Raw genomic sequence first — 25,125 nt, forward strand, 5'->3', positions numbered from 1 at the left:
GGGATTTTCATAATGGTCTTTTTAGAACTAGAACAATATCAACAAAGATGCGCTCAACTTTTTAATTCGTATAAAAAAAATATTTCCACACTTCTACCCTTTGCCAAAATTGAGCACATTGGTTCATCTGCAATACCGAATGCTATTTCAAAAGGTGATCTAGATATTTATGTTGAAGTTGAACCTGATCAATTTGAATTCGCAATAGAACAATTAAAAACACTTAATTTTATAGAGAAGCAAAACACACTAAGGACAGATGAGCTTTGTATGCTCGAATCACTCAATAACGATGATGTGGCATTTCAAATTGTAGTAACAGATTCAGTATTCACATTTTTCTTAACATTTAGAAATAAGCTTATGGATTCTCCAGCTCTAGTCAACGAATATAACCAATTAAAATTAAAGTGTAGCCATTTAGACCATGATCAATATAGAACAATAAAAGCAGATTTTATTAATCGCGTTTTGAAACATCCTTAATTTTAACGTTAGTCTTGCTTATTGATATCTAGCTAAAATTGGCTCCTGTAACCCCGTTTTTTTTGATACCATTCACTATTTGATTCTGTCTAAATTTTCTTTGTCTATGACCTCTTCTTATCATCAACAACTTCAAACTAAAATTGACCGCATTACTGCCCAATTTTCTGAATTTACTCCACCTACATTAGAAGTGTTTGAGTCACCTGAACAACATTTCCGCATGCGTGCTGAGTTTCGTATCTGGCATACAGAAAATGACATGTTCTATGCCATGTTTGAACGTAACGATGATGACAAGCAAAAAACAGTTGTACGCATTGATGAGTTTCCTATTGCGGACCAAAGCATTAATGATTTAATGCCAAAACTTTTGGAAGAACTCAAAGCGGAACCCAAACTTTCTAACCGTATATTCGAAGCTGATTTCCTCGCTACACTTAGCGGAGAAATGTTAGTTACCTTAATTTATCACCGTAAACTAGATCAAGAATGGGAACAGGCAGCTAAAGCGCTTGCTGAGAAATTAGACATTAAAATTATGGGCCGCAGTCGTGGCCAGAAAATTATTATTGGCGATGATTTCGTCGTTGAAGAATTTGAACTTTTAAACCGTTCATTTAAATACAAACAAATTGAAAGTAGCTTTACTCAGCCAAATGCACAGGTTTGCAAAAAAATGCTGCAATGGGCATGTGATGCGGCAGAAGGATCGAAAAAACATTTATTAGAGCTTTACTGTGGTAACGGTAACTTTACTCTTCCACTTTCTTTAAAGTTTGAACGCGTTTTGGCAACAGAACTTGCAAAATCCTCTGTTTATGCTGCTCAATGGAACATCGAACAAAATCAGATCGATAATATTCAAGTAGCCCGTCTTTCAGCTGAAGAATTCACTCAAGCTTATCAAGGTGAGCGCGAATTCCGCCGTCTACAAGAAGCAAATATTGATATTCAGAGCTATGACTTTGATACCGTATTTGTTGATCCCCCACGTGCAGGGATTGATGATGAAACTTTGAAATTATTACAGGGTTTTGAACGTATTATTTACATTTCATGCAACCCAGATACATTGCATGAAAACTTAAAAACATTAGGTTTAACTCACCGTATTACTAAGTTTGCATTGTTCGATCAATTCCCTTATACACATCATGTTGAGTCAGGTGTATTACTTGAGAAGATTTAAACAAAATCTTTCATTGTAAAGTTTTAAATAAGGAGATTTTGTACCTCCTTATTTTTTAACAATTTATTAGTTAAGTATTTAAATTTTCAAAAAATATCAAGTCATCTATTCGTCATAATTTCGTTTAACTCGAGCATTCCTATCGAAAATTCTAGAGTTCAATTGGTGGATTTATCACTTATAGAGACTTGTATTTTATTTTAAATTGGCTATATTTCGAGCTATGTTAGGTTGTATATGAAGGCTCTATGAGTTTTTGGCAAAAGCTGTTCTTAGCAGATCAACAGCATAACGAGCATAAAAACCAAACTGCTTGTGTTGAAAATGACTGCTCATGTAAAACAAATGAACAACTTCTAAGTGCTCTCGCACTAGCAACAGATGAAGATGTCATTAAGGGAATAAAAAAAGTTCTTATTTCCCGTGGTTATAGCCGAAAAGAGTTAAATGAACTCACTCAAAAACCATCTATTCACTAATAAAAAAGCCAGTCTTGTACTGGCTTTTTTATATTTCACTTTATTTGACAATCTGTCTGATCAACCGAACCAACTATTGGTCCCATTTCAAATAATTGATCATTACGCTTGTTTTTTTGAATATATAAACTAGAAATAGAACCATCGAGATATAAAGCTTGCTCTACCTTAAGATTTCTTTGAAAGAACTGAGCAAATCTGTAGAAACTCACGCTATTCTTCGATATTACAAAGTAGAGCTTATTATTTCGAATACCAACACCATTACGAATTTTATTCGACTGAGAGTCTGGTAAAAAAAGGGAGTTGATCTTCCCATCAATAACTAACATCGGGCCAGATTGTGTCGCATACTCAACATTGAAATCGCGTCGACTATATTGTTGCGTTGTTAAAATAAAGGCCTGTTTTTTATTCCAACCTAGCACACCATTCGGCTGTAAAAAGAAATTTCCCAATCCTTTATTTTCATTTAATGGCTGAATTACTTTAGCTTGCTCAACATACAGCCCTACTGGAGAAAATCCCGGATGAAACATTCCTGCATTCATTGCAAAAGAAAGACGCTCACATTGTTTTAAATTTTTCTGAATATTATTAAAGCTTTTGTAATACTGTTGATTAGTGGAATTCTTAAGAAAAAGACGCAACTGTTTTAAATTGCTAATTGCAATCACATCATATTGATCGCCCTCCGCCGTTTTAACTTGCTGATGTTCTATGGCATAGACAGACTGAATCAAAAGACCATATATCGTTAAGCACCACACCAACCATTTCATTTAGTACCACCAAGCATGACATTTTTCCTTAATATGAAAACTTTAAATTATATACAATAAAGACAAATAGATTGGGTATGTGCCAAACTCATTCATTCGACGTAATCAATACACTCTGCATTGCTGATATTGGTTATAATGGTTGGCAGCTTTTCAATAAAAGCCATTTACACTTTATTGGATCAGCGTAAGCATGCAGCAATCGAATAAACGCTACCCTCTAGGGGCTCATCTCATCGTAAAGCATCTCGGCTATAGCCACCATGGTATATATGCTGGGAGAGGTCGAGTTATCCATTATTCTGGCTTAGCACATTTCATCAAAAAACGTCCGATTGAGATCACCTCAATAGATGCTTTCTCGCATGGCAAAAAAATTCACGTTCGCTCTTATGACACGCCACGCTATAAAGGAAAAGCAGTCGTGCGTCGGATGCGTTCACGTATGCATGAAAACCACTATCATCTCATTATTAACAACTGCGAACATTTATGTAGCTGGGCAATTACCGGAATTGAAAGTAGTACTCAAGTTGAACGTATGATGCACCGATTAACGACCATCGGTTATGTAAGTTCAATCATGAGCTATATGAATGGTATGATGCTCACTGTTGCAACAACATGTTTTGCTCTTGTTCTTTATATTAAGAAGAAATTGCGTGATCAAGCAAAAATGAAGGTCCCTACTTACCAATTCTTAAGAGAAAAATCTGAAAAAAGGAATATTGATCCTTCAGTCCCTTTAGTATTTATAGATCCAGATAAAAAAGAACCAATCTAAATAAAAAAGCCCTCATATTTGAGGGCTTTTGAGAAAACTTATAGCTTATTTTTTAGCTGCATTAGCAACAGTTGCTTCAGTCGTAATGTTTACAGTGATTTTGTCACCAACATTTGGAACGTAGTTACCTAGACCAAAGTCAGAGCGTTTGAATGAAGTTGTAGCATTGAAACCAATCGCTGGAACTTTTGCCATTGGGTGTTCGCCTTGCTTATTTAAAACAGCGTCAAGTACAACAGGCTTCGTTACACCTTTAACAGTTAAGTCACCAGTAATTTTAAAGTGCTTTTTGTCTTTGGTTTCAACTTTAGTACTTTTAAAAGTAATGTTTGGATATTTAGCCGCATTAAACCAAGCTTCTTCTTGGAACTCTTTATCCAAAGCAGGAACGTTTGTATTTACGCTGCTTAAAGGAATAGTTACATTAACAGATGAGTTTGCTGGTTTAGCATTATCAACTTTAATTACACCTTGGATATCCGAGAAGTTAGCGCTTGGAGTAGAGAAACCAAAGTGATTCCACGAGAAAACAGTAGCTGTATGTGTTGGATCAATTTTGTAGTCGACTGGTGCAGCTAAAGTAACTGAACTAGCTAATGCTACTGCCAAACCGAAGCTTAATGTTTTAAGATGCATTTTTCGTATCCTTTATTGATATAGTCGCTAGTGTATACATCAAGTAATTTAATTCACTATTCTTTATAAAACGATATGTTTCATCCATGCAACAATAAAAGCGTTACAGTTATTATTTAAAAACAATATTATAAAGTATAGGTACTATCGTACCGTGTCTACACTCTGAAATTAATTCGTTTTTACTTCGATTTTTGATTAATAATAAGGTAAAACATGGCTAACACTGCTCAAGCACAAAGTACTTCCACTCCATATCGAATAACTCTTACCGATCCTTCAGGTCATCAATGGTTTGCTGATGAACCTACTGATAAAGGTGGACAAGATACTGCACCCAACCCAGTTCAAATCTTACTGTCTGCTTTAGGTGCTTGCACTACCATCACATTAGAGATGTATGCAAATCTTAAAGGTATTAAGATTGATCATGTTCAAGTGGACTTAGCATTAAACCCAAATGGTGAACCAGAGAAAGGCCAAAATAATATTGAACGCAAAATCACACTCAAAGGTGAATTCACGGAAGACCAACACAAGCGCTTATTAAAAGTTGCTGAAAACTGCCCTATCCATAAATTACTGACGTCTCAAATTAATATTCAAACCGAACTTAGCATTTAATTTTCAAATATAAAAAAAGCGCTCCATGAGGAGCGCTTTTTTACACTACTTTATTAATATTTAAGCAGTTAATTCTTTTACCGCTGCAACAACAGCTTCAGTTGTAATACCAAAGAATTGGAACAAATCTTTTGCTGGTGCAGACTCACCATAAGTAGTCATCCCAATTACTTTGCCATCAAGACCAACAAACTTCCACCAGTAGTCAACATGAGCTGCTTCAACTGCAACACGTGCACGGATATGAGTTGGTAATACAGCTTCACGATATGCAGCGTCTTGTTTCATAAACTCTTCTGCACATGGCATAGAAACTACACGCACACCGTCAAGTTGAGCATAAGCTTCCATTGCTAAAGAAATTTCAGAACCAGTTGCAATAATGATTGCTTTCAATTCGCCTTTTTCTTGAGCAAGAACATAACCACCTTTCGCAACATTTTGAATTTGTTCTTCAGAACGTGCTTGGAATGGTAAGTTTTGACGAGAGAAAATAAGTGCTGTAGGGCCATCTTTACGCTCTAGAGCAGATTTCCATGCAGTAGCAGTTTCTACAGTATCAGCAGGACGCCATGTATTTAGGTTCGGTGTACCACGTAAAGAAGCAATTTGTTCGATTGGTTGGTGAGTTGGACCATCTTCACCTAGACCAATTGAGTCATGTGTATAAACATGAATTACACGTTGCTTCATCAATGCAGACATACGTACTGCATTACGCGCATATTCCATAAACATTAAGAATGTTGCAACGTAAGGAACAAAACCACCATGCAATGCAACGCCATTCGCAATTGCAGTCATACCGAACTCACGTACGCCATAATATACGTAGTTACCAGCTGGGTTCTCTTGAATGCCTTGGCAACCTTTCCAAAGCGTTAAGTTAGAACCAGCTAAGTCAGCAGAACCACCTAGTAACTCAGGCAATAAAGGACCAAATGCTTGTAGTGTGTTCTGGCTCGCTTTACGTGTTGCGATGGTTTCGCCTTTCGCATTTGTTTCACGAATGAATGCATCTGCTTGTGCTGCAAATTCAGCTGGTAAATCACCGCTAATACGACGAAGTAACTCAGCTGCTTCAGTTGGATATTTTGCTTGATACTGTGCAAATACCGCATTCCAAGCTGCTTCAGATTCAGTACCTTTTGCTTTCGCGTCCCATGCAGCATATACATCAGCAGGAATAACGAATGCTTCTTCTTTCCAGCCTAATGCTTCACGAGTTAAAGTAATCTCATCTTTACCTAATGGCGCACCATGACAGTCTTCTTTACCTTGTTTATTTGGTGAACCTAAACCAATAATCGTTTTACACATAATGATTGTTGGTTTTTGAGTTTCAGCTTTTGCTTCGATTGTTGCTTGACGAATCGCATCAGCATCATGCCCATCTACACGAAGAACTTGCCAACCATACGCTTTAAAACGCTCTTCTGTATCATCGCTGAACCAGCCTTCTACTTCACCATCAATTGAAATGCCATTGTCATCATAATAAGCAATCAATTTACCAAGCTGTAAAGTACCTGCTAAAGAACATACTTCGTGAGAAATACCTTCCATTAAACAGCCATCGCCCAAGAAACAATAAGTAAAGTGATCAACTACTTTTAAATCATCTTTATTGAACTGAGCAGCTAAAGTCTTTTCTGCCAATGCAAAACCAACAGCGTTTGCAATACCTTGGCCTAAAGGACCAGTCGTAGTTTCAATACCTGGTGCATAACCATATTCAGGGTGACCAGGAGTTTTTGAATGTAATTGACGGAACTGTTTTAAATCTTCAATTGAAAGATCATAACCTGTTAAATGAAGCAAAGCATATTGCAACATTGAACCATGGCCGTTTGATAAAACGAAACGGTCGCGGTTTGCCCATTGTGGGTTAGTTGGGTTGTGATTTAAAAACTCGCGCCAGACGACGTCAGCAATATCTGCCATCCCCATTGGAGCACCAGGATGCCCTGAGTTTGCCTGTTGCACAGCATCCATTGCCAATACACGAATTGCATTTGCAATACGACGTTCGTTTAAAGGGGTCGTCATAAGATCAGAATCCAATTTTAATAGATTGATGAAAAGAAGAAGATGAATAACAATTCAATGCCGCTATATTGTCTTAAAAAAAAGGCTGAGGGTAAACCCCAACATAGTATATTTCTTTATTTTTAACCGTTTCTTGGTTACACAAAAATCATTTGGACCTTTAAGTTATACAAAACAGTACTCATTTTCTTAAATACTGCTCTCCTATACGAACAGACCGTTCTATTAGACTTTGATATATAGATAAAATATTTTGAAATCTCTATCTAGGTCGATCATGTTTCTTTTCTTTAAAATCTTACTTAGAAGACATAATCTTTTTGTTAATTCATATGTCTAAAAAGTACTCTAATAACTTGTTATTAAAATACCAATACTTTAAATAAACATTCTTTATATCAATTTTACTAATACACTTATCAATTAAAACACAGTATAAATGAAACAAATTCATGCTTTTTGGTCAGTATGAACTGGTCCTTAAGCTCAAGTCGATGTAACATATTATGTCTTTTGAAATAACCAAGATAGGACTTTCATGCGCGAGTACGCTGTTTTTACCTCGGAATCTGTAAGCGAAGGTCATCCCGATAAAATGGCCGACCAAATTAGCGACGCTATTTTGGATGCAATCTTAAAAGAAGACCCATACGCACGTGTTGCATGTGAAACACTGGTAAAAACAGGCGCTGTTGTACTTGCTGGTGAAGTAACAACGACTGCTAATATTGATGTTGAAGCTGTTGTTCGTAATACTGTTAACGGTATTGGATACCACCACTCTGATCTTGGCTTTGATGGATCAACATGTGCTGTAATCAATATGATTGGTAAACAATCACCAGAGATTGCACAAGGTGTAGACCGTCAAAAACCTGAAGATCAAGGTGCCGGTGACCAAGGTTTAATGTTCGGTTATGCAAGCCGTGAAACAGATGTTTTAATGCCTGCTCCGATTTCTTATGCTCACCGTTTAATGGAACGTCAGGCTGAACTTCGTCGCTCAGGCACACTTCCATGGTTACGCCCGGATGCAAAAAGCCAAGTTACTTTTGCATATGAAAATGGCAAGCCTGTACGTCTAGATGCAGTTGTTTTGTCTACTCAACATGATCCTGAAATTACTCAAAGCCAGCTTAAAGAAGCTGTTATTGAAGAAATTATCAAGCCGATCATTCCTGCGGAAATGTTCCACGCTGCGACTAAATTCCACATTAACCCAACAGGTATGTTCGTTATTGGCGGCCCTGTAGGTGACTGTGGTTTAACAGGTCGTAAAATTATTGTTGATACATACGGTGGTATGGCTCGTCACGGCGGTGGTGCTTTCTCTGGTAAAGATCCATCTAAAGTTGACCGTTCTGCTGCATATGCAGGCCGTTATGTTGCAAAAAATATTGTAGCAGCTGGTCTTGCTGACAAATGTGAAATTCAGGTGAGTTACGCAATTGGTGTAGCAGAACCTACTTCAATTTCAATTAATACATTTGGTACAGCAAAAGTTTCTGATGAGTTGATTATTCAACTTGTACGTGATCATTTCGATTTAAGACCGTTTGGTATTACTCGTATGCTGGATCTTATTCAGCCAATGTATAAACAAACTGCGGCTTATGGCCACTTTGGTCGTGAAGGATCAGATACTGCATTTACATGGGAAAAAACTGATAAAGTTGAAGCTCTTAAAGATGCTGCTGGCCTCTAATATAAAGTCATAAAAAAGCCCGCCAATGAGCGGGCTTTTTTACAGTTCAAATTTCATAATATGCAGGGTTTACTCTTCTAGCAACCATCCTTGATGCCATATCATTTGTAGCTCTGATCAAAATTTATTGTCTTGTGGTTTTATCATCCTGATTTAATACATCAAGTAATGTTGACTGCGTCGGAGTATCTTGATGGTTCTGGACATAAATATGGACAACTTTAAATACAACGACAACCGCTAGACAAGCCATCACACAAAACATCCACAAACCATACGGGCTTCGAATATGTTGCGAACCACAATATGGACATGATTTATCAGTTGATGCCACAACTTTGTCGCAACACGCACAATGGTATTGATATAGCATAGGTAACCCTCCTTCCCTCATTTCAACCGTTGTTTTTTTAATAGGTTTGCTGCATTTTTAATTTATACATCCTTTATATTTATCCTATGTGAAATGAAAAGATAATTCAATCTGAATGAACAATTGAGTCAATTAAAAAATATTATTCAAATACAAAAAGATAAGTTAAATATTATTTTTTTGGCACTATTTTTCTTATTTTGATATTTTGCCAAATTTGCTAAAATAAGCGAATAATCTCACATTTTAGGCAAATGCATGTCTCATACACAGCTGATTAATAAAGGTGGCTTTCGCGAAAGAGCAAACCGAAGTCGAGGTTATCAACAATCTGAAAACAAGCAAACCGCTCTACCTTCAAATAAATATCAACCACAGCCGAAACCACAAGAAGGAACTAAATTAGAAATAGACGATAGTGATTCATCTACTTCGGTTTCTGAGAATCAATAATAATTTTAAAAATAAAAAAAGCTTAAACCCATCAGGTTTAAGCTTTTTCATAACATAATTACTTATTAATCTTTATTTTTATGCTCAATTTTTTTGTGGTTTGGCGTAACATCTCGCGCTTCGCCATCAATAATGTTTGAGTCATGGTATTGGCCTTGACCACCACCTTGCTGATTCTGCATATCTTGCATTTGGCGCATTAAATCAGCAAATGGGTTTTGTCCCGAAGCATTACCGCCCATACCACCCATCATTTTATTCATCATGGCTTGTTGGCGTTTTGCAAGAGTTCTCATCGCTATGTTACGAAATGCAGTTTGAACACCAGGAATCAAAATTAAAAGAGCCAAAACATCAGATACAAGACCTGGTAACATTAATAAGAAACCTGCAAAAGCATAAGCAAGTTTTTTAGTTACAGTTGGGTCACTACCTAGCTGGCCTGTCATCTGCATTTGTTGTAATTGAGGCATAATACCAGCAGTACTTCTGCGAATAAGCCCCAAACCAATAAAGAAAGCAATAATGAACCAAAAGAACACGTACCATCCACTGATGAACTGTGCTACGCCAATCCATACGGCAATTTCAACAATCGCGCCCAGAACTACAATAAGAAGTAAATTCATGTAAAACTTTATCTATCTCAAAAAGAAAATTCATTGCAGTTTTATTTGACCTAACCCTATCTAAGTTTCACATAAGGATTAAGCATTTCTCTTAACTCTGATTGTTTTGTCTAATTTCTAAAAAATTAACAACACTATCGGATAAATAAGAGTCTGCAATACTGGAGTACATTTGATTTTAACTCGATAAAAACAAACATGCTTTCTTATTAATGAGTGCTGTATCAGGTTTATCAAGTGCCACTTCAATCAGATTTTAAATTTTTTACTTTATTTGAGCGAAAAGTTCTTCGAAAAAGAACGTATTTAGTCAAAGAAGGTCTTATTTACTTAGCAAAGTTATGAGTATTTCTTTACTTCCGCTGTACCCTTAGAGAACTTTAAAGATACTACCGACATGTAGATCTCGCTAAATAGCTTACATTTTACCTATCTAAAGTCAGTTCTATTCAAGTTAAATTAATTAATAACACTTCAAATTAAACTTAGTCAAAATTATGTATAAAAAAGTCCTTGTCGTTGCAACAGCTACTCTATTTTTATCTGCCTGCTCTTCTAACACGGTAAAACAACATCAAATACATTCTATTTCCGCCAATAAAAATTCAGAAGAAATTAAATCTCTGTTTGATCAGGCACACACCACGGGAGTTTTAGTGATTAAGCGGGGGCAGACCGAAGTAATTTATGGCAATGATCTTAAAAGAGCATCAACCGAATATGTTCCCGCTTCTACATTTAAAATGCTAAATGCTTTAATTGGACTTGAACATCATAAAGCAACGGCAACTGAAGTATTTAAATGGGACGGGCAAAAGCGTTTGTTTCCTGATTGGGAAAAGGACATGACTCTAGGCGATGCAATGAAAGCTTCTGCTATTCCAGTTTATCAAGAACTAGCTCGTCGTATTGGACTTGATCTTATGTCTAAAGAGGTAAAACGTATTGGTTTTGGTAATGCGGACATCGGTTCAAAAGTAGATAATTTTTGGCTTGTCGGCCCACTTAAAATTACACCTGAGCAAGAAACCCAATTTGCTTATGAATTAGCTAATAAAACTCTTCCATTTAGTAAAAATGTACAAGAACAAGTCCAATCAATGGTGTTCATAGAAGAAAAAAATGGACGTAAAATTTATGCTAAAAGTGGTTGGGGATGGGATGTTGAACCACAAGTTGGCTGGTTAACCGGTTGGGTCGTTCAACCACAAGGAGAAATTGTGGCATTCTCACTCAATTTAGAAATGAAAAAAGGAATTCCCAGTTCTATTCGAAAAGAAATTGCTTATAAAGGATTAGAACAACTCGGTGTTTTATAATTTAGGCTCTATAGCCCTGTTTTTATTTCATCACAAACTGGGCTATTTTCTTAAACTTGAGATTTGAGCTTTATGATTTACCCATCAACTGGCTGCTGCGGCGTATTTAAATTTAACTGATAAAAAGCAGCATCCAACCATTGTCCAAACTTAAACCCGACTTGTTTAAAAGTACCTGCGTGGATAAAGCCCATTTTTTCATGTAAACCAATGCTTGCCTGATTGGTCGCATCAATACAGCCTATCAATACATGTAGCTCAGCCTCTTGAGCACGCTTAATCAACTCTTGCATTAAAATTTTGCTTAGCCCACAACCACGATGCTCATGATGAATATAAATACTATGTTCAACAGTATATTTATATGCAGGAAAAGCCCTGAAAGTTCCCCAGCTTGCAAAACCTAATAACTTGTTTGTTTCATCAATAATACCAATTACTGGAAAACCATTTTCTCGTTTAACTGAAAACCAGTTTTTCATCGATTCTTCAGAGCGCGGTAAATAATCATATAGAGCAGTAGAATTAATGATTGCCTCATTCAGAATCTCTAATATAGCCCCAGAATATTCTGCTTCATTACAATCAATTAAACGAAAATTAGAATTGAGGAAATAGGTCATAAAGATTCCTTAACGGCAGAAACAAGTTGATTAGAGACGACTAAAATATAGCGAGCGACTTGAGATGAATTGTTGCTGTATATAACAGGTTGATCTAGTTGCATAGCCAAGCAATCGCCTTGGCCTAATGCATAAGAATTTTTTCCTAATTGAATATCAATTTGCCCTTCAACTACCCAAAGTTGCTGTTGTACCACTTTAGAGCTTTCACTAATTTCATAAGTGAGTCGAGAATGAGGCGGAAACTCAATTTCAACAATCTGAAATGGTAGCCTTAAATTGGGTGGCGAAACGGTACGGCGAATATAGCCAGTTTCTGGATCTCGCCATTCAGCTTGTTCATTTCGGTGAATAAACGGTTGAGGAGATGGACTACTTGTTTCATTAATAAAAATTTGGGTTAAAGGTACTTCAAGTCCATTTGCTAGTTTTTCAAGCACAACTGCTGTAGGACTCGTTTCACCTCTTTCAATTAAAGAAATAGCTGAACGGCTAACTTGGCATCGAGTGGCAAGCGTCTCTAATGTATATCCACGCGCTAAACGTAACTCTCGTATTCGATGTGCAATCCTGATATTGATATCATCCATCGAGCAAACTCAATTCCATATTTATAGATAAGTATTCCATTAAAATAGAATTACATCAAATTATTTCACATTATGGTTTATAATTATTTATAGACTTTTAAACAATTATAAATTAGACCAGTTAAACCCGAAAAATAACCATTTACAGCAGCATTCTTTAAATTACGCATGCAGAACCGTTTTGGCTATGTAACAATACTCTCTAAACTAATTATATAAGTCTTCACATGGCATTGATTATTGGAATTGACCCAGGTTCACGCTTAACAGGTTATGGAATCATTGAAAAAGATGGTAGTAAACTGCGTTTTGTCGATGCTGGTACAATCCGAACAGAAACTCAAGAAATGCCAGAGCGCTTAAAGCGTATTTTCGCTGGCGTTGAGCGAATTGTGAAATTTCACGGCCCTACTGAAGCTGCGGTTGAACAAGTTTTTATGGCTCAAAACCCAGACTCTGCCTTAAAACTAGGACAAGCCCGTGGTGCTGCCATAGCTGCTTTGGTTAATTTAGATTTACAAGTTGCAGAATATACTGCCCGTCAAATCAAACAATCTGTAGTGGGTTATGGCGCTGCCGATAAAGAACAAGTACAAATGATGGTTATGCGATTACTTAATTTAACCATTAAACCGCAATCCGATGCAGCCGATGCCCTTGCTGCCGCAATTTGCCATGCTCATGCATCGGGAAGTATGAGTAAACTGTCGGTCTTAAATGCTTTAGGTGGTATGGCACGTGGACGAAGTCGCTCGAGTAGTCGTAGACGCTAAAGCTTTATTGATTCACGACTTGAGTAATTGCCTGATTCATTTCGTAAGCCTGTAAACCACGCATGCCCTGTTTTGCAAGTTCATCACCTGCCTGAGCATGAAGGGTAACAATCTCATGTAATGCAATTGGCTTATGGAACTGGGCTTTTAGACTTGCAATCATTCCAGCTAATACATCACCCATTCCACCAGTTCCCATACCGGCATTACCTTCGGTACAAATATACAAGTTATCCTCTAAAATTAAGCTACCCGCTCCTTTAAGTACCCACTGACCATCATATTTATGTTGCAAGGCATAAATTGCAGCAATTCGGTCATTTTCAATTTTCGCTGTAGAGGAACCAAGTAAGGTAGCAGCTTCTCCCGGATGAGGCGTCGCATAAACATGCACACCTATTTTTTCAGGCTGCTTGGCAAGAAACCATAAAGCATCTGCATCTAATACAACTTCCAAGTGTGAAGCCTGATTTAAGAAATTAAACCATTGTTGATAAATTTGCTGTGACCAGTCATCACGACCTAATCCCATCCCAAAACATACGGCATCAACTTGAGATAAAATCTCTCTAATATTTTCTTCATCTAAAGCATTAATATCACGGAGCATAATATTAGGTGACCGCGACAAAATAGCTTGATGATGCTTTTGATGACAAATCACGGTCACTTTACCTGCACCTGCATGAAAAGCAGCCTCAGCAGCCATAATGACAGCGCCACCCATTTGCTCATGTCCACCAACCACTAAGACATGACCATAGCTTCCTTTATGACCAAAAGCCAAACGTTTAGGAAACTTAATATTTGTAGATGTCAAATAAGCTAATGGTTTCAGGTCTTCATCTATTGGAATTAAATTAACTAAATGGACTTGCCCCACATATTCTTTACCTTGACCTGTAAATAATCCAGCTTTAAGACCTAAAACAGTAAAGGTATGATCAGCTCGTATTGCAAAAGGTAAAGCACAGCCTGTATTTGCATGTAAGCCACTCGGTATATCAATCGAAACTTTTAAACCAGATTGTTCATTAAATTGTTGAATAGCTTGTTGCCAATTAGTATTTAATTCACGATTTAAGCCTATGCCAAATAGAGCATCAATATGGCAATCGAATGTTCTTTTAATATCAAAATCTGAATGAATTTGAACTTTCTTTTCTATAGCAAATTGCGCTGCACAATGTAAATCAGTTGATTCACCCAATTGAGCTGCAAATATTTCAACGTGAAATCCAGCTTGTTTTAGATAACCTGCTATAAAGTAGCCATCACCTGCGTTATTGCCTTGCCCGCACCAAACAGCAATATTATTAATGGTACGATTTTTAAAAAGCTCGATGAACTGCTGAGCGATTGACCAAGCTGCTTGTTGCATTAAACCTAATGAGGAGTTTTGTGCAGCAAACCAACGCTGCTCCCATGCTCGAATATCATCGCTATGGTAAACTACCGCCTGCATATTATTATCCTCTTGCATTTTGGTTTATGACATCTTCCGACACATCACGCATTGCAGTGCAACAACTTGATCCTCATGAATTAAAAGCATGGATCAAAGCTCAAGCCTTAGACTTGGGTTTTGCTGATTGTGTCATTGCAAAACCAGATGCTCAAGAGCAAATGCCACGTTTTTTAGAATATCTAGAACGTGGTTATCATGCAGACATGACCTATTTAGAAGAAAATCTAGAAAAAAGAGCCGACCCTACATTATTAGTTCCTGGCACAAAAAGTATTATTTGCGTGCGTATGAACTATCTTGTGGAATCTCCAAAACCTCGATATGTACCTTTCGAACCAAATTCTGCGATTATCGCCCGTTATGCACGTGGCCGTGATTACCATAAAGTCATGCGTGGCAGATTGAAAACTTTAGCAACAAGAATTCGTGAAAAAGTCGGCGATTTTGAATCTCGCCCTTTTGCAGATTCTGCTCCTATTTTTGAGAAATCATTAGCTGAAAGTGCAGGAATGGGTTGGACAGGTAAGCATACGTTGCTCATTCATAAAAAGTCGGGTTCTTTTTTTGTATTAGGTGAGCTATTTACGTCACTCGATTTACCGTTCGACGAACCTGCAACAGCACATTGTGGTTCTTGTAGCGCTTGTATTGATATTTGCCCGACGCAAGCAATTGTCGAGCCTTATATGCTAGATGCAAGACGATGTATTGCTTACTTAACTATCGAATACAAAGGAATTATTGCTGAAGAATTACGTGCGGGTATTGGTAATCGAATTTTTGGTTGTGACGACTGCCAATTAATTTGTCCATGGAATAGTTTTGCCAAAACTGCGTCCATTAGCGATTTCAATCCTAGAAATGGATTAGACAATATTAGTCTACTGGATATCTGGCAGTGGGATGAAGCCACTTTTTTAGCAAATACAGAAGGTAGCCCTATCCGTAGGACAGGTTATCAGTCATTTAAACGTAATATTGCGATTGGTTTAGGAAATGCTCCTTGTTCAAAAGAAATTGTAGATCAGCTACACAAAGGCAAAAATTTACATGACGAAATCGTCAATGTGCATATTGATTGGGCAATTGAACAGCAACTTAATCAACTTCAGCTATCAAATTAAAAAAATGATGTTTTTTGCCCTATAGCTTTAATACGAATTCTGTATGATTATGTGTAGTGAATTAATGCCATCATCATGGATATGACAATGACTCTACGTAATGATTGGAATCGTGAAGAAATCCAAGCTTTATATGAACAACCTTTTTTGGATTTAGTTTTCAAGGCTCAGCAAGTACATCGTGAGCACTTCACTGCCAATTCGATTCAGGTCAGTACCCTTTTATCTATTAAAACGGGTAAATGTCCTGAAGATTGCAAATACTGCTCACAATCCGCGCATTACGAATCAAAATTAGAAGCAGAAAAACGTATCGCTGTAGAAAAAGTGATTAGCGAAGCAAAAGCTGCAAAAGATTCAGGTTCGTCTCGTTTTTGTATGGGTGCTGCTTGGCGTAACCCACATGAGCGCGATATGCCTTATGTTTTAGAAATGGTACGTGAAGTAAAAGCGTTAGGTTTAGAAACATGCATGACTTTAGGCATGCTTAACCAATCTCAAGCAGAACGTCTACAAGTTGCTGGTTTAGATTATTACAATCACAACCTAGATACATCTCGTGAGTACTACTCTCACATCATTAGTACACGTACTTTTGATGATCGTTTAAATACCCTAGATTATGTTCGCCAAGCTGGTATGAAAGTTTGTAGTGGCGGTATTGTAGGTCTAGGTGAAAGTCGTGATGACCGTGTTGGTTTATTGCATGAACTAGCTACTTTGCCAATTCATCCTGAATCAGTACCAATTAATATGCTTGTTCCAATTGAAGGAACACCTTTAGCAGATGTTGAAAAGCTTGATGTAATTGAGTGGATCCGCACTATTGCCGTTGCACGCATTATTATGCCGCATAGCTATATTCGTTTATCTGCTGGTCGTGAGTCATTAAGTGATTCAGATCAAGCATTAGCATTTATGGCAGGTGCAAACTCATTATTCTCTGGTGATAAATTACTCACCACACCAAATGCTGGTGAAGGTAAAGACCAAGCGTTGTTTAATAAACTAGGCTTAACCGCAGAAAAACCAAAACCTACAGTTGCTGACTTATCAGTAAATGCAATGAGTGCATAACTTAATGCAGTAGAACAAAAAGCCCTGATTTTTCAGGGCTTTTTTATTTATACAGAAGTAACTAAAATTCCGTAAGTGGCATTAAGAAATGTCCCTACCCGAATAATGTCTTTTCCTGCTGCATGTGTTACAGACAGCTCTTGGCTCAATACATCAAAATTAAAAGAATCGAAAACATCTTGATGGTGTAAGAGCCAAGTCACCGTATCTGCTATATTATCATCCGCAATATAAGTTAAGGCCTTAAAGTCTTTACTCATAAATAACTCTTAAAAATAAATTTTATGAATTTTATATGAGTTCACTCTACCTTAAAAGAAAATCTAAGCTGCTTTAGGATTAACTAAAGAGCGACCTGACAATAAGCTTGTCAAAGCTTGTGGTGAAAATTCCAAAGAAAGTACATGATTCTTGAGATTAACAGAGTGCTTACTAATCAATGGAAGTAAACCATCTTCTGTTTCAAAGACGTATCCATCTGCAATATTTAAGATACCCTCAAGATTAGTTGTACTTGAAGCAAGATCATGACTAAAGATGTCATAAATCGTCTGTAGATTAAACGTTGTCTGCTGCTCCGTTGGGTGCTTAATCAGATAATCCTTTAAAAACAAAACTAGTTTATGAGCAAAGAAAAAGTAATTTGGTTTATAGCTATACTTCATACTATTCATGGAACGGAACTCCAGATTATCTTTTATTGAATTACAACTAAAACAGTAGGAATTGAATCTTAAAAAATTCTTAAAAAATAAATTTATTCACAAGATAAATTTAAAAATAATTTTATTATTTAAAAACAAACAGTTATGTAAATAAAATATACTTTTTTACTCAAAAATATTTTAAAGTTAGATTAATTTAATAAAATACAAACACTTAAATATTACGAGTTTTTTAATTTTATTTTAAATATGAATCATAAAGTATTTTACCAACTGATAAAAAATATATTTCAAAAATATTTATCTATAAAAACAATTGATCAAAATACATATAAATATAATGTTCTTCTTGTTTTTTGGTTGAAAAGTGATATATTTCCTTCGCCTTACTTAAGCAGAATAAACTTGCTGAAAAGTAATGGATTTTATTTTAAAAGGCTATTCTGGGGATTTTATGAAAAAGTTTATTTTTATAGCAGCGGTTTCTCTCTTAAATATAACAAATGCACAAGCAGCAGATGGCACAATTACTATTAATGGTCTTGTTACAGATAATACTTGTACTATTGATACTGGAGATAAAAATCTAACAATTAATCTACCTACAGTTTCATCTCAAACTTTAAAAAATGCAGGTGATGTGGCTGGTCGCACACCTTTTCAAATTAATTTAACGAACTGTACTTCTGCTGGTAAAGTTGCCACTTATTTCGAGCCGGGCGCTACAGTTGACTTTAATACTGGTCGTTTATTAAACCAAGCAACCTCGGGTGCGGCAACAAACGTGAATATCCAGTTGCTAGGCAGTAATAACGCTGTAATCCCAGTACTTGCTACAAGTACGAATAGCACGCAGACCAACTCGCAATGGGTAAATGTTTCAGCAGGTGGTGATGCTGACCTTAACTATTATGCTGAATATTATGCTACAGGTGCTTCTACTGCTGGTACGGTAACGTCGCAAGTAAAATACACAATTATTTATCAATAAAATTAAAACTGAAGCTTCTATTTCTAAATAGAAGCTATCTCCTATTTATTATTCATTATTGAGAATATGGCTCATGCTTTTTCGTGGTCGTAAGTTTTTTTGGGGATTAGTTTGCCTACAGGTAGCACTGACTACCACAGGTCATACTGAAATTGTTTTGCATGGAACTCGTGTCGTTTATCCTTCAAATGCACGTGAGATCACATTACAACTAAGCAATAACGGCACAGCTCCGTCTCTTGTTCAAGCTTGGATTGATGATGGAAATGCAAAATCAACTCCCGATGAAGCAAATGTGCCTTTCATTATTACTCCCCCGATTTCACGAGTAGAAGCAACTAAGGGCCAAACTTTAAGAATTACAGCTCTACCTAATTCGTCTCAATTAAGTCAGCAACAAGAATCAATTTTCTGGCTTAATGTTTTAGATATACCTCCTAAACCCGAAGGCAAAACTCAACAAGACCAAAGTACCCCAATTTCTAATAATTTTTTACAGCTCGCTGTTCGTTCGCGAATTAAATTCTTTTATCGTCCTATAGATCTAAAAGAAAATATTGAACAGCTAAGTGAAAAAGTTCAATGGAAAATAAATGATCAATATCTAGTAATAAAGAACCCGACTCCCTTTTTCCTCACTATCACTTCCATTTTACAAGGAACTGAAGGCCATAAAGCAGACTTGTTACAACAAGGTTTAATGGTTGCCCCTTTTTCTGAAGATAAAATAAAACTTAAAAATAAAAATGTAGCAGATATGAGCTTTGTATATATCAATGATTACGGCGGAAGAGTTGAGCATCCAATAAAGTTCTAACCTTACTATATTACTTAAAAAAACCTAAATACCTATCATGAATAGGCTCTAAAACTATGTCTAAATGGTTTATACCTTATATATGTTTAAAAAGCCCTTTTACTTGTTATGTGGCCTCAAGTATTGCGTTATTTATGCCTTTGGCAGCATATGCACAAAATAATGTTGATGTTTCAGGTTTCTCAAAAGCAGAATTTGATAGCAATTTTTTAATAGGTAATGCACAAAAAATTGATATTGGTCGTTTCAAATATGGAAACCCCATCTTAGCTGGTGAATATAGCTTAGATGTCTATGTTAATGGTCAATGGTTGGGTAAACGACGCATGCGCTTTAATGCCAGCTCTCCTAACGTAAATGCCGAAACCTGTTTTACAGAAGCCATGTTACTAGAATATGGTGTAAAAGCTGATGTGCTTAGCCAACATTCTCATACATCCTCTCTTTCTTGTGATGCACTAGGTCATTGGATAGATAATGCTTTTTATTTATTTGATAGCTCTCGTTTAAGAATTGATATCTCTATCCCCCAAGTCACATTAGAAAAAAATGCACAGGGCTATATCGATCCACATCTTTGGGATCGAGGTATTAATGCAACTTTTTTGACATATAACGCGACTGCTTATCGAATAGTTAACGAACAACATGAAAGTACATATGCTTTTATGGGGACTAATCTTGGAGCAAATTTAGCGAGTTGGCAATTTCGCCATAATGGACAATGGAAATGGCAAGACCATACTGATTTTCAATCTGATAATTCTTCTTATACTTCAACAAATACATATATACAAAAAGCATTTCCGAAAATTCATGGTGTTGTGACTTTAGGCGATTATTTTACTAATAGTGATTTTATCGATTCTTTACCATATCGCGGTGTAAATATTTCAAGTGATGACCGAATGCTTCCAAACAGTATGCTCGGTTATGCTCCCAGAGTGAGAGGTTATGCAAAAACCAATGCGAAAGTCGAGGTTAGGCAACAAGGCAACTTAATTTATCAAACAACAGTACCGCCCGGAGACTTTGAAATTAATGATCTTTACCCAACAGGATTTGGGGGCGAGCTACAAGTTTCGGTAATTGAATCTGATGGCGTAATTCAGAAATTCGCTATTCCCTATGCTTCTGTCGTCGAAATGCTACGCCCGCAAATGAGTCGATACTCTTTCACATTAGGACAGTTTCGAGATTCAAATCTAGGTCTAAATCCTTGGCTAATACAAGGTAAATATCAACGGGGAATTAATAATTACCTCACAACTTACAGTGCGGTTCAAGCAACGCAACAATATCTCTCGTTATTACTAGGTACAGCTTTTTCAACACCTATTGGTGCGATTTCTTTTGATGCTACCCAGTCAAAAACTAAGTTTGATCATCAACCTAAAATGACTGGGCAAAGCTATCGTTTAAGCTACAGTAAGTTATTTTCACCAACAGATACTAATTTAACATTAGCTACTTATCGCTATTCAACTGAAAACTACCTCAAATTGCGTGATGCAATTTTAATTCAAGATTTACAAAAGCAAAATATTGATAGCTTTTCCGTAGGCAAACAAAAAAGTGAATTTCAGATTACTTTAAATCAGGTACTTCCAAAGCAATGGGGAAATTTTTACTTAGTCGGTTCATGGATAAATTATTGGAATCAACCCAAGACAAATAAACAGTTCCAATTAGGTTATAGCAATCAATTTAAAGATTTAACTTATAGTTTATCTGCAATGAGCAGCGAGATTGAAGAAGACGGCGCTCGCACAGGACAAGATACACAGTACCTTGCGTCATTCTCTTTTCCATTAGATTTTAAGAAAAACTCTCTGACTTTTAATAGTGTTATTGGTGATGACAGTCAGATTTTAAGCTTCAGTGGCTTTACAGGAAATCGCTTAAACTACGGCGCATCAATTTCTAATCTGGACCATGATCAAACCAACCTAAATATTAATGGCACCTATAAAACAAACTATACAACACTTGGTGCTTCATTCAGTCATGCAGATTCATACCAACAAGAAATGCTTAGCTTGAGTGGTAATGTTGTTACACATTCTCAAGGAATTTTGTTTGGGCCAGATCAAGCCCAAACCATGGTGTTGGTCTATGCGCCGAATGCTACTGGAGCACAAGTCGGTAATACACCTGGGTTAAGTATTAACAAAAACGGGTATGCCGTTATTCCCTATGTTACGCCTTACCGTATGAATGACATTAGTCTTGACCCACAAGGCATGTCTACCCAAGTTGAACTTGCTGAAAGTAGTTTACGGATTGCACCCTATGCAGGCTCAATCACTAAAGTCCAATTCTCAACAAAAAAAGGTTATGCACTTTTTATTAGTACAACAACATTAGATGGTTCACATCTACCTTTTGCCGCACAGGTATATAACCAGAATAACGAAGTAATAGGCATTGTCGCACAAGGCAGTCGCATTTATTTACGAACACCCTTAACCCATGATCGTTTATATGTGAAATGGGGAAATACGAGTACTGAAAAATGTGAGATTGAATACGATATAGCGGATCAAATAAAGCATAACAACCAACCAATTATTATGACAAAGGCAGTCTGTAAATGAATAATATTTTAAAAAAAATTGGATTTCTGGCAGTGAGTCTATTTGCTTATAGCCATACAAATGCAAATTGCAATTTAAGTAAAGGATTTACTACCGTCGATATTCCAATGACGATAGGTAAAATCGTGGTAAAACCAAACGATCCAATAGGAACAATCTTACAAAAGAATACTTTTACAGTATCACCTAATAATTCGACTGCAACTTGTAATCGTGCGAGTGATCAAATTATTGCAGCTCTCCCCTTAAATTATCCAATTAGCCCAATAGGCAATAATGTTTATGCCACCAATATTCCAGGTATTGGTATTCGACTTTATCGCGAAGCTGCCGATGCTTCAGATTTTTCAGGATATTATCCTTATAGACGTACATTAACACCTAATCAAACATATACACTTTCCCCTGGATATTTTGTTATGGAAGTTATTAAAACTGCCATGACAACTGGTTCTGGTGCACTAGTTGCAGGCCGTTACAGTACCTATTACGTATCAGGGCAACAGAACCGCCCATTTTTAACCACTACTGTATTAAGTAATGCCCCTATTCTTATTGCGTCTTCATCTTGTGAAATTCAAAATGGTGTAGATTCACCAGTTCAACTTCCAACCGTGATGAAATCAGGCTTTAGAGCGATTGGATCAACCCAAGGGGAACAGAATTTTAATCTATCAATCTTATGTAATGGTGGTGAAAACAACTCTGGTATCGCTACGAGCAATACGATCAGCTTAAGTTTTGATTATAATTCTGATACCTCCAATAATCAGGTGATTAACAACAGTGCTGCGAATGCAATAAAAGCTAACGGCGTCGGTGTTGAACTGCTATGGAATATGAGTGGAGCAAATAAGCCGATTCAAAAAGCAACCAAACTCAATATAGGTAGCGTGAGCTCCAACCAAACTGTTGAATATGATATTCCTTTAACTGCCCGTTACTATCAGACCGCCACCAATGTGACTGCAGGTGAGGTTAAAGCCACAGCGACGGTGACGATTCAATATGATTAACTATTCTCTATAAAATTACTAAACAAATAAGCTTAATGCTATCAAGGGAACTCAAAGGCTATTTTTAAACTTTGTAGTTCTATTAAAAAATCACATAAAAAAATGCTCATAAGCAAAAATAGCAAATGAGCATTAGTGATAACCACTTAACCTGAAATACAAATTGTGGGAAATAGATCACAATTTGCATGACTATAATTTCAAAAAATAGCTTAAAGATCAAGTCTTTTTTTTAACAAAGATTCTAATAACCAACATAACATATTGTTTTAAATAAATTAAAAAAATAAATTTAATTCATGAGCACTATTTTATAGTGTTTCTAAAGAATTATCATTCTATTAATTAATAAAAACTTAATTTTAAGAAAAATTAAAATTCACTCATCAAGCCGAGTAAAACAAAAATTTATTTATTTTCATAATTTTATATCAAAACCATAAAAATTAAAATTTTACTGAATTACATAATTTATAATAAAAAAAACATAAAAAAATTTAGAATTCCCCTTCAATTGCAAATAATATCTTTAGACTTTTTATCAGAACGTAACATGCTCATTTTTTGGAAAATATTATGTATCTTATTACTAAGTCTAGGCGCTACAAGTATAGGTTTTGCGATTAGTAACATCGATTTTTTTCTTTTTTTCATAGGATTCCTTTTATTAATCTGCTTTATCTTAGCTTTAAAGCAAGCACGTGAAGATGCTGGTTTCTTTCCCGATAATTAAAATACTATGAATTTCTAGGATATAGCATCAATAGTAAAATCATGATTGAATGCACCATAGATTCTATAGGGATGGTTGTAATCAAAGTATGTCAAAAAGTTCTTCAGATGCTGGAATTTTTTTGTGGATGACTTATCAGACTATGCAAAAGATGGGCTTAGATGCAGCATCTATTTTTGCAAGTGTAAATTTACCCAATCAGCCTCCCGATAAAAATATTCGTAGAGATAATTCGACTCAACAAAGGTTTTGGACAGCGGCTGAAGAAATAAGTGAAGACCCTGATATTGGCTTGCATGTAGGTAGTCAAATGCCGCCATTTAGGGGATTAGTAATTGAATATCTATTTTTGAGTAGCTCAACTTTTGGAGAAGGTTTACAGCGTACCCTAAGATATCAAGCCATACTTACAGATGTATTTGACCTAAAATTAACAATTAAGGAAGATCAAGCAATACTGTCTGGTTTTAAGCATCCCGTAAGACATTATCTTGAATGTGCCATAGGTATTTTTCTTAATTTTTTTAAATATATTACAAATAAAGAGTTCAGACCTACTCAAATTATCTTGCCTCATCAAGAAGGTGCATCAGCAGAAATATATGAGGAAATATGGAATTGCTCCGTGATTTTAGGGCAAATTGAAGGTTCTATTATTTTTCCTAGCGTACTTTTAAATAAAGCTTCACCAGCTGCTGAACCAGAATTATTAAGAATTCATGAAACGCTTGCAGAACAACAGTTACTGACTTTAGAAAAGCATCAACTCGTTTATGCTATTGAGCGTTTGCTTAGCAATGGATTACTTGAATCTGGGCATTTTGATCAAAAATTTATTGCTGAACAATTAAATCGTAATCCCCGTACCCTTCGAGCAGATTTACAAGCAATTAATATAAATTATGAGAAAATTTTAAATCAGCATCGGGAAAAACTAGCCAGACGTTTACTTGCTCACACACAAGAAACCATTGATCAAATAGTTTATCTAACTGGTTTTTCTGAACCCTCTGCTTTTACGCGAGCTTTTAAACGTTGGACTGGTGAGACTCCTAGTGCTTATCGCCAGCGTAAACAAAATAGTTAAATTGATTCTAATGACACTTATCTAGCTGCCTGCTAAGTCAAAGGGATAAAACA

27 protein-coding genes are annotated in these 25,125 nt (G+C 36.2%); 17 read left to right on the plus strand and 10 right to left on the minus strand.

The genetic code is table 11. The features are described from left to right. Positions 1–12: 12 nt before the first annotated feature. From MJX77_RS16200 to MJX77_RS16210, 3 genes are all read left to right on the plus strand, one after another. Entirely contained in the window at positions 13–486 is a 474-nt protein-coding gene (locus MJX77_RS16200) for a GrpB family protein (RefSeq protein ID WP_252059658.1), read from the plus strand. A gap of 106 nt (positions 487–592) precedes the next feature. Continuing rightward, a complete protein-coding gene (gene trmA, locus MJX77_RS16205; RefSeq protein ID WP_151987947.1) occupies positions 593–1,678 on the plus strand; it encodes a tRNA (uridine(54)-C5)-methyltransferase TrmA in 1,086 nt (361 codons plus the stop codon). A 248-nt stretch (positions 1,679–1,926) separates the two neighbouring features. Next, complete coding sequence (locus MJX77_RS16210) at positions 1,927–2,157, plus strand: hypothetical protein (protein WP_003651412.1); 231 nt, start codon at positions 1,927–1,929, stop codon at positions 2,155–2,157. 35 nt (positions 2,158–2,192) lie between these two features. Here MJX77_RS16210 and MJX77_RS16215 read toward each other — a convergent pair whose 3' ends face one another. Beyond that, positions 2,193–2,939, minus strand: coding sequence for a phosphodiester glycosidase family protein (locus MJX77_RS16215; protein ID WP_252059660.1), 747 nt, complete (start codon positions 2,937–2,939; stop codon positions 2,193–2,195). 193 nt (positions 2,940–3,132) lie between these two features. On the opposite strand from MJX77_RS16215, the gene MJX77_RS16220 reads away from it, so the two are divergent. Further along, positions 3,133–3,723 carry a lecithin retinol acyltransferase family protein gene (locus MJX77_RS16220; RefSeq protein WP_013198108.1) on the plus strand — a complete coding sequence of 197 codons (591 nt, stop codon included), beginning with the start codon at positions 3,133–3,135 and terminating at the stop codon, positions 3,721–3,723. 45 nt (positions 3,724–3,768) lie between these two features. On the opposite strand, the gene MJX77_RS16225 is transcribed toward MJX77_RS16220, so the two are convergent. After that, positions 3,769–4,359, minus strand: a complete 591-nt coding sequence (locus tag MJX77_RS16225; protein WP_005304638.1) for a YceI family protein — start codon at positions 4,357–4,359, stop codon at positions 3,769–3,771. Positions 4,360–4,575: 216 nt separating this feature from the next. Here MJX77_RS16225 and MJX77_RS16230 point away from each other — a divergent pair, with 216 nt between their 5' ends. Then, positions 4,576–4,983, plus strand: a complete 408-nt coding sequence (locus tag MJX77_RS16230) for an OsmC family protein (protein WP_252059661.1) — start codon at positions 4,576–4,578, stop codon at positions 4,981–4,983. A 60-nt stretch (positions 4,984–5,043) separates the two neighbouring features. Here the strand turns inward: MJX77_RS16230 and tkt are convergent, their stop codons facing one another. Continuing rightward, positions 5,044–7,032, minus strand: a complete 1,989-nt coding sequence (gene tkt / locus MJX77_RS16235) for a transketolase (RefSeq protein ID WP_151768096.1) — start codon at positions 7,030–7,032, stop codon at positions 5,044–5,046. A 538-nt stretch (positions 7,033–7,570) separates the two neighbouring features. Between tkt and metK the strand changes: the two genes are divergently transcribed. Continuing rightward, positions 7,571–8,737 carry a methionine adenosyltransferase gene (metK, locus tag MJX77_RS16240; protein ID WP_004792802.1) on the plus strand — a complete coding sequence of 389 codons (1,167 nt, stop codon included), beginning with the start codon at positions 7,571–7,573 and terminating at the stop codon, positions 8,735–8,737. Between the two features lie 124 nt (positions 8,738–8,861). On the opposite strand, the gene MJX77_RS16245 is transcribed toward metK, so the two are convergent. Next, positions 8,862–9,110, minus strand: coding sequence for a hypothetical protein (locus MJX77_RS16245; protein ID WP_005304620.1), 249 nt, complete (start codon positions 9,108–9,110; stop codon positions 8,862–8,864). A gap of 258 nt (positions 9,111–9,368) precedes the next feature. Here MJX77_RS16245 and MJX77_RS16250 point away from each other — a divergent pair, with 258 nt between their 5' ends. Then, entirely contained in the window at positions 9,369–9,563 is a 195-nt protein-coding gene (locus MJX77_RS16250; protein WP_252059663.1) for a hypothetical protein, read from the plus strand. 65 nt (positions 9,564–9,628) lie between these two features. Here the strand turns inward: MJX77_RS16250 and MJX77_RS16255 are convergent, their stop codons facing one another. Continuing rightward, on the minus strand, positions 9,629–10,192 hold the full coding sequence (locus MJX77_RS16255) for an FxsA family protein (protein ID WP_252059665.1): 564 nt from the start codon (positions 10,190–10,192) through the stop codon (positions 9,629–9,631). A gap of 497 nt (positions 10,193–10,689) precedes the next feature. On the opposite strand from MJX77_RS16255, the gene blaOXA reads away from it, so the two are divergent. Further along, entirely contained in the window at positions 10,690–11,511 is an 822-nt protein-coding gene (gene blaOXA / locus MJX77_RS16260; RefSeq protein WP_252059667.1) for an OXA-213 family carbapenem-hydrolyzing class D beta-lactamase, read from the plus strand. A 77-nt stretch (positions 11,512–11,588) separates the two neighbouring features. On the opposite strand, the gene MJX77_RS16265 is transcribed toward blaOXA, so the two are convergent. Both MJX77_RS16265 and MJX77_RS16270 read right to left on the minus strand, forming a co-directional pair. Beyond that, positions 11,589–12,134 (minus strand): GNAT family N-acetyltransferase, encoded by a 546-nt coding sequence (locus tag MJX77_RS16265; protein WP_252059669.1) that lies wholly within the window; start codon positions 12,132–12,134, stop codon positions 11,589–11,591. Then, entirely contained in the window at positions 12,131–12,724 is a 594-nt protein-coding gene (locus MJX77_RS16270; RefSeq protein WP_252059671.1) for a helix-turn-helix domain-containing protein, read from the minus strand. Before MJX77_RS16270 ends, MJX77_RS16265 begins: the two co-directional genes overlap by 4 nt. 227 nt (positions 12,725–12,951) lie before the next feature. Between MJX77_RS16270 and ruvC the strand changes: the two genes are divergently transcribed. Continuing rightward, positions 12,952–13,497: a crossover junction endodeoxyribonuclease RuvC gene (gene ruvC / locus MJX77_RS16275; RefSeq protein WP_002121356.1), complete on the plus strand. Its 546-nt coding sequence runs from the start codon at positions 12,952–12,954 to the stop codon at positions 13,495–13,497. A gap of 4 nt (positions 13,498–13,501) precedes the next feature. Here the strand turns inward: ruvC and MJX77_RS16280 are convergent, their stop codons facing one another. Continuing rightward, positions 13,502–14,962 (minus strand): NAD(P)H-hydrate dehydratase, encoded by a 1,461-nt coding sequence (locus MJX77_RS16280; protein WP_252059673.1) that lies wholly within the window; start codon positions 14,960–14,962, stop codon positions 13,502–13,504. Positions 14,963–14,988: 26 nt separating this feature from the next. Here MJX77_RS16280 and queG point away from each other — a divergent pair, with 26 nt between their 5' ends. Continuing rightward, positions 14,989–16,089, plus strand: a complete 1,101-nt coding sequence (queG, locus tag MJX77_RS16285) for a tRNA epoxyqueuosine(34) reductase QueG (protein WP_252061351.1) — start codon at positions 14,989–14,991, stop codon at positions 16,087–16,089. 87 nt (positions 16,090–16,176) lie between these two features. Continuing rightward, on the plus strand, positions 16,177–17,166 hold the full coding sequence (gene bioB / locus MJX77_RS16290) for a biotin synthase BioB (protein ID WP_004792815.1): 990 nt from the start codon (positions 16,177–16,179) through the stop codon (positions 17,164–17,166). Positions 17,167–17,213: 47 nt separating this feature from the next. Here the strand turns inward: bioB and MJX77_RS16295 are convergent, their stop codons facing one another. Further along, positions 17,214–17,426 (minus strand): hypothetical protein, encoded by a 213-nt coding sequence (locus MJX77_RS16295; RefSeq protein WP_199965286.1) that lies wholly within the window; start codon positions 17,424–17,426, stop codon positions 17,214–17,216. A 63-nt stretch (positions 17,427–17,489) separates the two neighbouring features. Next, positions 17,490–17,840 (minus strand): hypothetical protein, encoded by a 351-nt coding sequence (locus MJX77_RS16300; protein WP_252059675.1) that lies wholly within the window; start codon positions 17,838–17,840, stop codon positions 17,490–17,492. 445 nt (positions 17,841–18,285) lie between these two features. On the opposite strand from MJX77_RS16300, the gene MJX77_RS16305 reads away from it, so the two are divergent. The 6 genes from MJX77_RS16305 to MJX77_RS16330 all read left to right on the plus strand — a co-directional run bounded on the left by MJX77_RS16305 (position 18,286) and on the right by MJX77_RS16330 (position 25,072). Next, positions 18,286–18,822: a fimbrial protein gene (locus tag MJX77_RS16305; RefSeq protein ID WP_502806535.1), complete on the plus strand. Its 537-nt coding sequence runs from the start codon at positions 18,286–18,288 to the stop codon at positions 18,820–18,822. 73 nt (positions 18,823–18,895) lie between these two features. Continuing rightward, positions 18,896–19,639, plus strand: a complete 744-nt coding sequence (locus MJX77_RS16310) for a fimbrial biogenesis chaperone (RefSeq protein ID WP_198308426.1) — start codon at positions 18,896–18,898, stop codon at positions 19,637–19,639. 56 nt (positions 19,640–19,695) lie between these two features. After that, complete coding sequence (locus MJX77_RS16315) at positions 19,696–22,236, plus strand: fimbria/pilus outer membrane usher protein (protein WP_502806536.1); 2,541 nt, start codon at positions 19,696–19,698, stop codon at positions 22,234–22,236. Beyond that, positions 22,233–23,252 carry a fimbrial protein gene (locus MJX77_RS16320; protein ID WP_252059677.1) on the plus strand — a complete coding sequence of 340 codons (1,020 nt, stop codon included), beginning with the start codon at positions 22,233–22,235 and terminating at the stop codon, positions 23,250–23,252. The genes MJX77_RS16315 and MJX77_RS16320 overlap by 4 nt, the downstream gene beginning before the upstream one ends. A 553-nt stretch (positions 23,253–23,805) precedes the next feature. Beyond that, on the plus strand, positions 23,806–23,985 hold the full coding sequence (locus MJX77_RS16325) for a hypothetical protein (RefSeq protein ID WP_035331443.1): 180 nt from the start codon (positions 23,806–23,808) through the stop codon (positions 23,983–23,985). A gap of 88 nt (positions 23,986–24,073) precedes the next feature. Further along, positions 24,074–25,072 (plus strand): AraC family transcriptional regulator, encoded by a 999-nt coding sequence (locus MJX77_RS16330; protein WP_192454209.1) that lies wholly within the window; start codon positions 24,074–24,076, stop codon positions 25,070–25,072. The last annotated feature ends 53 nt before the right edge of the window (positions 25,073–25,125 follow it).

It is taken from the genome of Acinetobacter sp. AHP123 (assembly GCF_023757925.1).
Lineage (GTDB): Bacteria > Pseudomonadota > Gammaproteobacteria > Pseudomonadales > Moraxellaceae > Acinetobacter > Acinetobacter oleivorans.

Excerpts from the sequence above, each read along its gene's own strand:
- MJX77_RS16215 (WP_252059660.1), bottom strand. The coding sequence starts at position 2,939 with ATGAAATGGTTGGTGTGGTGCTTAACGATATATGGTCTTTTGATTCAG.
- MJX77_RS16200 (WP_252059658.1), top strand. The coding sequence starts at position 13 with ATGGTCTTTTTAGAACTAGAACAATATCAACAAAGATGCGCTCAACTT.
- bioB (WP_004792815.1), top strand. The coding sequence starts at position 16,177 with ATGACTCTACGTAATGATTGGAATCGTGAAGAAATCCAAGCTTTATAT.
- MJX77_RS16320 (WP_252059677.1), top strand. The coding sequence starts at position 22,233 with ATGAATAATATTTTAAAAAAAATTGGATTTCTGGCAGTGAGTCTATTT.
- tkt (WP_151768096.1), bottom strand. The coding sequence starts at position 7,032 with ATGACGACCCCTTTAAACGAACGTCGTATTGCAAATGCAATTCGTGTA.
- MJX77_RS16330 (WP_192454209.1), top strand. The coding sequence starts at position 24,074 with ATGTCAAAAAGTTCTTCAGATGCTGGAATTTTTTTGTGGATGACTTAT.
- MJX77_RS16250 (WP_252059663.1), top strand. The coding sequence starts at position 9,369 with ATGTCTCATACACAGCTGATTAATAAAGGTGGCTTTCGCGAAAGAGCA.
- MJX77_RS16280 (WP_252059673.1), bottom strand. The coding sequence starts at position 14,962 with ATGCAGGCGGTAGTTTACCATAGCGATGATATTCGAGCATGGGAGCAG.
- MJX77_RS16220 (WP_013198108.1), top strand. The coding sequence starts at position 3,133 with ATGCAGCAATCGAATAAACGCTACCCTCTAGGGGCTCATCTCATCGTA.
- ruvC (WP_002121356.1), top strand. The coding sequence starts at position 12,952 with ATGGCATTGATTATTGGAATTGACCCAGGTTCACGCTTAACAGGTTAT.
- metK (WP_004792802.1), top strand. The coding sequence starts at position 7,571 with ATGCGCGAGTACGCTGTTTTTACCTCGGAATCTGTAAGCGAAGGTCAT.
- MJX77_RS16310 (WP_198308426.1), top strand. The coding sequence starts at position 18,896 with ATGCTTTTTCGTGGTCGTAAGTTTTTTTGGGGATTAGTTTGCCTACAG.
- MJX77_RS16255 (WP_252059665.1), bottom strand. The coding sequence starts at position 10,192 with ATGAATTTACTTCTTATTGTAGTTCTGGGCGCGATTGTTGAAATTGCC.
- trmA (WP_151987947.1), top strand. The coding sequence starts at position 593 with ATGACCTCTTCTTATCATCAACAACTTCAAACTAAAATTGACCGCATT.
- MJX77_RS16225 (WP_005304638.1), bottom strand. The coding sequence starts at position 4,359 with ATGCATCTTAAAACATTAAGCTTCGGTTTGGCAGTAGCATTAGCTAGT.
- queG (WP_252061351.1), top strand. The coding sequence starts at position 14,989 with ATGACATCTTCCGACACATCACGCATTGCAGTGCAACAACTTGATCCT.
- MJX77_RS16325 (WP_035331443.1), top strand. The coding sequence starts at position 23,806 with ATGCTCATTTTTTGGAAAATATTATGTATCTTATTACTAAGTCTAGGC.
- MJX77_RS16265 (WP_252059669.1), bottom strand. The coding sequence starts at position 12,134 with ATGACCTATTTCCTCAATTCTAATTTTCGTTTAATTGATTGTAATGAA.
- blaOXA (WP_252059667.1), top strand. The coding sequence starts at position 10,690 with ATGTATAAAAAAGTCCTTGTCGTTGCAACAGCTACTCTATTTTTATCT.
- MJX77_RS16230 (WP_252059661.1), top strand. The coding sequence starts at position 4,576 with ATGGCTAACACTGCTCAAGCACAAAGTACTTCCACTCCATATCGAATA.
- MJX77_RS16245 (WP_005304620.1), bottom strand. The coding sequence starts at position 9,110 with ATGCTATATCAATACCATTGTGCGTGTTGCGACAAAGTTGTGGCATCA.
- MJX77_RS16270 (WP_252059671.1), bottom strand. The coding sequence starts at position 12,724 with ATGGATGATATCAATATCAGGATTGCACATCGAATACGAGAGTTACGT.
- MJX77_RS16315 (WP_502806536.1), top strand. The coding sequence starts at position 19,696 with ATGTCTAAATGGTTTATACCTTATATATGTTTAAAAAGCCCTTTTACT.
- MJX77_RS16300 (WP_252059675.1), bottom strand. The coding sequence starts at position 17,840 with ATGAATAGTATGAAGTATAGCTATAAACCAAATTACTTTTTCTTTGCT.
- MJX77_RS16210 (WP_003651412.1), top strand. The coding sequence starts at position 1,927 with ATGAGTTTTTGGCAAAAGCTGTTCTTAGCAGATCAACAGCATAACGAG.
- MJX77_RS16305 (WP_502806535.1), top strand. The coding sequence starts at position 18,286 with ATGAAAAAGTTTATTTTTATAGCAGCGGTTTCTCTCTTAAATATAACA.
- MJX77_RS16295 (WP_199965286.1), bottom strand. The coding sequence starts at position 17,426 with ATGAGTAAAGACTTTAAGGCCTTAACTTATATTGCGGATGATAATATA.